This window comes from Streptomyces boluensis (genome assembly GCF_009908195.1).
In the GTDB taxonomy this organism is placed as follows: domain Bacteria; phylum Actinomycetota; class Actinomycetes; order Streptomycetales; family Streptomycetaceae; genus Streptomyces; species Streptomyces boluensis.
Window position 1 is genome coordinate 1 of the sequence record NZ_JAAAHS010000465.1, and the last position, 5,318, is coordinate 5,318.

Below are 5,318 nucleotides of genomic sequence, written 5' to 3' on the forward strand. Positions count from 1 at the left end.
CGCATGCCCCCCATGCCCCTCCGACTCAGTACCCCCCGTACTCCAAGTCGTCCGTCTCTTCCCCCTCTTCCTCCAGTGCCCGGCGCACCACCCGCAGGGCCATGCCCTCCGGGTACCCCTTGCGGGCGAGCATGCCCGCGAGCCGGCGGAGGCGTTTGTCGCGGTCCAGGCCTCTGGTCGAGCGCAGCTTGCGGTCGACCAGCTCGCGGGCCGTGACTTCCTCCTGCTCCGAGTCGAGTTGGCCCACGGCCTCGTCGATCGTCGTGGGGTCGACGCCCTTGGTACGCAGTTCGCGCGCGAGGGCGCGTCGGGCCAGGCCCCGGCTGTGGTGCCGGGACTCCACCCACGCCCCGGCGAAGGCCGTGTCGTCGATGAGGCCGACCTCCTCGAACCGGGAGAGCACCTCGTCCGCCACATCGTCGGGGATCTCCCGCTTGCGCAGCGCGTCCGCGAGCTGCTTCCGCGTGCGCGGAGTACCGGTGAGAAGGCGTAGGCAGATGGCCCGTGCCCGCTCCTCCGGCGGCAGGTCGCGCTCGCGCGTCCGCGATGCGCCCTGCTCGGCTCTCGACCCGTCGGAGGTGTCCCCGTCACCCCCGCCGTCCTGCTCCTGATCCCCGGTGGAGCCACGGCGGCCGCCACGGGCCGAGCGGTCGCCGAAGGCCCGGCGGCCTCGGGCACCGGCACGGCCACTCCGACCGCCCCGGCCGCTCGGGCCGCCTCGGCCCTCCCGGCCACCGGGGCGGTCGGAGTCATCGCCGGTGCCGAACTCCTCGGAGCGACTCATGTGCGCGTCGCCGTCGAAGAGTTCGCCGTCACCACCGTCGTCATAGGCGGAACCGCCGAAGGGCGGACCGCCCGGACCCTGGCCGTCGAAGGGTTCCTCCGGCCAGTCCGTTCGCCGTACCACGGGTCAGCTCTTGGCCGCGGTGGCCTTGGTCGCCTTGGCCTTCGTGGCCGGTGCGGGCACCGACTTGGCCGCGTCCTTCGGGTCCTTCGCGTCCTTGGCCGCGGCGTCGTCAGCCGTCGCCGCGTCCGCGCCGGGCTCGCCCTCCGGAGCGGGCTTCACACCGACGCCCAGCTTCTCCTTGATCTTCTTCTCGATCTCGTTGGCGAGGTCGGGGTTGTCCTTCAGGAAGTTACGGGCGTTCTCCTTGCCCTGGCCGAGCTGGTCGCCCTCGTAGGTGTACCAAGCGCCGGCCTTGCGGACGAAGCCGTGTTCCACGCCCATGTCGATCAGACCGCCCTCGCGGCTGATGCCCTGGCCGTAGAGGATGTCGAACTCGGCCTGCTTGAAGGGCGGCGCCACCTTGTTCTTGACGACCTTGACGCGGGTGCGGTTGCCCACCGCGTCCGTGCCGTCCTTGAGGGTCTCGATGCGGCGGATGTCCATGCGCACCGAGGCGTAGAACTTCAGCGCCCGGCCACCGGTCGTGGTCTCGGGGGAGCCGAACATCACGCCGATCTTCTCGCGGAGCTGGTTGATGAAGATCGCGGTGGTCTTGGACTGGTTGAGCGCGCTGGTGATCTTCCGGAGCGCCTGGCTCATCAGACGGGCCTGGAGACCCACGTGCGAGTCACCCATCTCGCCCTCGATCTCCGCGCGCGGCACGAGGGCTGCGACGGAGTCGATGACGATGAGGTCGAGCGCGCCGGAGCGGACCAGCATGTCGACGATCTCGAGAGCCTGCTCACCGTTGTCCGGCTGGGACAGGATGAGGTTGTCGATGTCGACGCCGAGCTTCTTCGCGTACTCCGGGTCGAGGGCGTGCTCCGCGTCCACGAACGCGACCTGGCCGCCGGCCTTCTGCGCGTTGGCCACCGCGTGCAGCGTGAGGGTCGTCTTACCGGAGGACTCCGGTCCGTACACCTCCACCACACGGCCGCGCGGGATGCCGCCGACGCCGAGCGCGACGTCGAGCGCGGTCGACCCGGTGGGGATGACCTCGATGGGCTCGTTCGGCCGCTCGCCCATGCGCATCACGGCGCCCTTGCCGAATTGCCGTTCAATCTGTGCGAGTGCGGCGTCCAGCGCCTTCTCGCGGTCCGTACCTGCCATGGGTTCCACCCGATTTGCTTGAGTCGATCGCTTCACGTCCAAGACGCTATCCCCTGCCACTGACAATGCGCCTCGACGTCCGCCCCGGCCTGTGGATAACTCCCCGGAACCCCCGAGATTCCGGGGCTGGAGTGGAGCCGGAGATCCCATAAGAATGGATGTTCGATTTACGTGTCAAGCGCACCACGCTGCCCGCGAACGCCGTTCCCGGCCGGTGCGGATCCTCCGACGCCGAGGGCCGAACCGGCGCCGCCCGGCCGCCGACCCCGGCCCGACCTGGGCGTATTCGTGTTGACCCAGCCTGGTTCGGGCCGGACTGGCCGGGTTCGGGCCGACCTGGCCGACCTGCGAGGCCGAGAGCTGCGAGCGCTCCCGTACGTGGACCGACGTGGACCGATGAGTCCGCCCCGCCCAGCCGGTCTGCCCTGTATGACGCGGATCATCGCTGACATCTCGGTCTCACTCGACGGCTTCGTCACCGGGCCCGATCCCGGCCCGGACAACGGTCTGGGCACCGGCGGCGAGGCGTTGCACACCTGGGCGTTCTCCGACGACCCCGACGACCGCCGGGTGCTGCGCGAGGCGACCGCCCGCTCGGGCGCCGTCGTCCTCGGCCGCACGCTCTTCGACGTGGTCGACGGGCCGAACGGCTGGGACGACACGGTCGGATACGGCGCCGCCGAGGCCGCCAAGCCCGCGTTCGTCGTCCTGACGAGCTCCCCGCCGGAGTCGGTGCGGCTCACCGGCCTCGACTGGACGTTCATCACCACCGGCCTGCCCGACGCCGTCACCGTCGCGCGCGAGCGGGCCGAGGTGGCCTCGTCGCACAGCGGCAGCAACCTCGATGTCGTCCTCATGGGCGGCGGCGCGACGATCGGCTCGGCGCTCGACGCCGGCTTGGTCGACGTACTGACGCTGCACCTCGCGCCCGTCGTACTGGGCTCAGGGACGCCGCTGTTCACAGGCGGAACGCCGCGCACGCTGGTGCAGCGGACCGTGATCCCGACATCGACGGCGACGCACCTGACGTACGACGTGCTCTGAGTGTTCCGAATGCCGCTCTGCCGCCCGAGCCGGGGGCCACGCGCTCAGGGAGTGCGCCGGGCCAGCCGGTCGAGCTGCTTGTCGGCCACCTCGTCGATGGGAAACTCCGACGGGCGCCGCGCGTTGCCGCGGTCGGCCACGTCCACGGTGACGGCGCCGATCCGCACAAAGATGTGCCGGTCGGTCACCACGGTGCGGTCCGCTCCGTCCATGCTGAGGTCGAAGGCGACGACGTCGACGGCCTCACCGGAGCGGTTCGTTCCGTCGCCCAGTACGGGTGTTTTCGCCATGGTGATCCGGGAGTTGAGCTTCCCCTCCGGGGTCTGCCCCACCAGCGCCTCGCAGGTCTTGAGCCCTTCCCGCAGCTCGTCGAACCGCGTTTCCGCCGCGGTGTCCGCGTACGAGGCCATCCAGGTTCTGCCGGTCCAACGGTCGCCCTTCCACCAGAAGTCCTGGATCACGGAGGTGGACGCGCCCTGCGCGACGAGCGCGTCGAACACTCGCCGGCAGTCCGCACCCGCCACCCGGACCGGCGGATCGTAACGGGGTGCGGGCGCCTGAACGGTCACGCCGGAGGCCCACGGCCGCACATCGGCCTCCCGCAGCAGGAGTGGCTTCAACTGCCGTGTCGTCAAGGGGCGTTGGCCACCACCGGAGGGAGCGGGCGACGCGGACGCGGACGCGGCCCGCGAAGCCCCGTCGGACGCCGAAGCCGAATCAGCGCCCTTCTGTGCCCGGTCGTCCACCCAGCCCCGCGGCGAGCACCCGGTGACAGTGGTGAGAACCCCGACCGCCACAGCCCCGGCCACACCCGCCCCGACAACTCTGCGACATCTCGTCCACATCATCACTGCCCCCTGATCTGCCGCGCCTCGGACGGGCAACGGACGGGCAGACACTACGGCGTCACTCCAGGAGGAACGGCTCGTCGAGGCGTACGTCGTCGATCCGGTCGCGTACGTCGGTGAGGAGCCAGTCGAGCAGTTCGGCGGTGGCGTGGTACTCGCCGTAGAACCCCCACTTCAGGTCGGTGATCTCGAACTCGAACAGCACGTCGTCGACCAGGTCCTCCAAGTGCGCGTCGGCGGCCGGGGTGCGGGTCGCGGTCCACATGTCGAGCCAGGGCCGCAGTTCACCGGTCGCGACGGTGAGGAAGGCGAGTGTGGGCCGGATGAAGACAGGGCTGGGGTGGGCGTCCAGAGTGGCCCGCCACCAGGCGGCCCAGACGTCGCGCAGGGCGTCGGCCGGCGGCGCGTCCCAGGAGGTCCACTCGGCGTGCACCAGGCGGGTGGCGATGAGTTCCTCGTCGACGTGGAGCTGTCCGGTCACGAGGGGCCGGACGATGCGCGGGGCGAGACGGCGGTACAGGCGCTGGAAGTCGTCCCAGTGACTCGGCACCTCCGAGGCGACGGAGGACACCAGGTCGTCGGAGATCAGGTGCAGCGGCCCGGAGAGTTCAGCGAGGCTTTCCTCGCTGTAGCAGTACGTGCACCCGGTGACCGGGAACGGCTCCTCCGCGGCGAAAACGCGCTCCATAGTGTCAAGCGCTGACATGAGCTGCTGCCGGGAGCGGGACATGGCTACCTGCCGGGGGACTCCGTCCGGGCGACCGGCGAAGATCGCAGGTTATCAACAGGCGCTGTTGTGGCTGCCGTTGTAGCGCTGTCCCGCCTGTACCGCGCGCGGGTGGGCACTACCGCGCGTGCGTGGCCCCTTCTCGTTCCGCGAGTTCTCGTTCCGCGAGGAACTGGTCGAGCAGTTCGAAGAGGACCCTGATGACCTGCTGCTCCTGGTCAGCGGGCAGCTCCCAGGAGTCCCACCCTTCGGGCAGCGCGAGGTGGCGGACCTGCCCCTGCCACGTGTGGTTGCAGGAGCGCCCTCGCCGGGTCACCAGCCACTCGCGCCAGCCGCCGAGCCCTGGACCGCCATGACGCTGCGCGTGAGCGTCGTATCCGTCCACGTACGCCTCCAGGCGGGCGAGCGAGGTCTGTCCGACGAACATTCCGGGCCGCTTCGCCACGTCGGCCCAGTACTCACGCTCACTCATGCCCATGGGGTCCATCCGCTCATCATCCCGTGCCCGAAAGGGACTTGGTACGGGGCGCGTGCCGGCTCGGCCGCCCGGCTTTCCCAAAACAGCCACCTACGCGCGTGCCCGCCACCGCTCATCGCGCATGCGACCGACCCCGCTCCACGCGCGCGTGCAGCCCCTCCGGCG

The 5,318-nt window shown here is 70.5% G+C and carries 6 protein-coding genes; 1 reads left to right on the top strand and 5 read right to left on the bottom strand.

The genetic code is table 11. The annotated features are described in order from the left end of the window. Positions 1 to 25 precede the first annotated feature (25 nt). Positions 26 to 907 carry a recombination regulator RecX gene (gene recX, locus GUY60_RS33810; protein WP_312866525.1) on the bottom strand — a complete coding sequence of 294 codons (882 nt, stop codon included), beginning with the start codon at positions 905 to 907 and terminating at the stop codon, positions 26 to 28. Between the two features lie 3 nt (positions 908 to 910). After that, positions 911 to 2,065 carry a recombinase RecA gene (gene recA / locus GUY60_RS33815; protein ID WP_161704887.1) on the bottom strand — a complete coding sequence of 385 codons (1,155 nt, stop codon included), beginning with the start codon at positions 2,063 to 2,065 and terminating at the stop codon, positions 911 to 913. Between the two features lie 420 nt (positions 2,066 to 2,485). Here recA and GUY60_RS33820 point away from each other — a divergent pair, with 420 nt between their 5' ends. Then, complete coding sequence (locus GUY60_RS33820) at positions 2,486 to 3,100, top strand: dihydrofolate reductase family protein (RefSeq protein ID WP_161704889.1); 615 nt, start codon at positions 2,486 to 2,488, stop codon at positions 3,098 to 3,100. 44 nt (positions 3,101 to 3,144) lie between these two features. On the opposite strand, the gene GUY60_RS33825 is transcribed toward GUY60_RS33820, so the two are convergent. The 3 genes from GUY60_RS33825 to GUY60_RS33835 all read right to left on the bottom strand — a co-directional run bounded on the left by GUY60_RS33825 (position 3,145) and on the right by GUY60_RS33835 (position 5,147). Next, positions 3,145 to 3,720 (bottom strand): hypothetical protein, encoded by a 576-nt coding sequence (locus GUY60_RS33825; RefSeq protein WP_161704891.1) that lies wholly within the window; start codon positions 3,718 to 3,720, stop codon positions 3,145 to 3,147. A 286-nt stretch (positions 3,721 to 4,006) separates the two neighbouring features. After that, positions 4,007 to 4,678 (bottom strand): hypothetical protein, encoded by a 672-nt coding sequence (locus GUY60_RS33830; protein WP_161704893.1) that lies wholly within the window; start codon positions 4,676 to 4,678, stop codon positions 4,007 to 4,009. Between the two features lie 115 nt (positions 4,679 to 4,793). After that, positions 4,794 to 5,147 (bottom strand): hypothetical protein, encoded by a 354-nt coding sequence (locus GUY60_RS33835; protein WP_246235988.1) that lies wholly within the window; start codon positions 5,145 to 5,147, stop codon positions 4,794 to 4,796. Positions 5,148 to 5,318 lie beyond the last annotated feature (171 nt).

Coding starts and splice junctions, on each gene's coding strand:
- GUY60_RS33820 (WP_161704889.1), top strand. CDS start 2,486: ATGACGCGGATCATCGCTGACATCTCGGTCTCACTCGACGGCTTCGTC.
- GUY60_RS33830 (WP_161704893.1), bottom strand. CDS start 4,678: ATGTCCCGCTCCCGGCAGCAGCTCATGTCAGCGCTTGACACTATGGAG.
- GUY60_RS33835 (WP_246235988.1), bottom strand. CDS start 5,147: ATGAGTGAGCGTGAGTACTGGGCCGACGTGGCGAAGCGGCCCGGAATG.